This is a genomic window from Paraburkholderia sp. UYCP14C (assembly GCF_004197395.1).
Classification (GTDB): Bacteria; Pseudomonadota; Gammaproteobacteria; order Burkholderiales; family Burkholderiaceae; genus Paraburkholderia.
In genome coordinates, this window is the sequence record NZ_SELS01000332.1 from 1 (window position 1) to 543 (window position 543).

Annotated in this window: 2 rRNA genes; both read left to right on the forward strand. The window is 55.6% G+C overall.

What is annotated here, in order from left to right:
- Window positions 1-217, forward strand: a 23S ribosomal RNA gene (locus tag EVC45_RS45105); the annotation flags it as partial.
- A gap of 214 nt (window positions 218-431) precedes the next feature.
- Window positions 432-543: ribosomal RNA gene (gene rrf / locus EVC45_RS45110) — 5S ribosomal RNA — on the forward strand; the annotation flags it as partial.

A 543-nucleotide genomic window follows, 5' to 3' on the forward strand; every position in this document is an offset into this window, starting at 1 on the left:
GTACCGGTTGTCACGCCAGTGGCATCGCCGGGTAGCTATGTTCGGAAGAGATAACCGCTGAAAGCATCTAAGCGGGAAACTCGCCTTAAGATGAGATATCCCCGGGGCTTCGAGCCCCTTGAAGGGTCGTTCAAGACCAGGACGTTGATAGGTCAGGTGTGCACGTACAGTAATGTACTGAGCTAACTGATACTAATTGCCCGTAAGGCTTGATCCTATAACAGGTGTGTCTCGACCCACGTTAGCGCTTTAGCGCTTACGTGGGTCCGATCCCCGAAGGGGATGCGCTGGAACTCCCGCTGGAGTCACCAGCCCACACGGTTGAGAGATCGGTGTTGTGCCAGAAACAACGCAACCCCCACACACGAATCCTTTACGCTTCTTCCCGATTGGCTGTGGCGCATACCCTTGCGACGCAGCAACCCGTCATGCCTGATGACCATAGCGAGTCGGTCCCACCCCTTCCCATCCCGAACAGGACCGTGAAACGACTCCACGCCGATGATAGTGCGGATTGCCCGTGTGAAAGTAGGTAATCGTCAG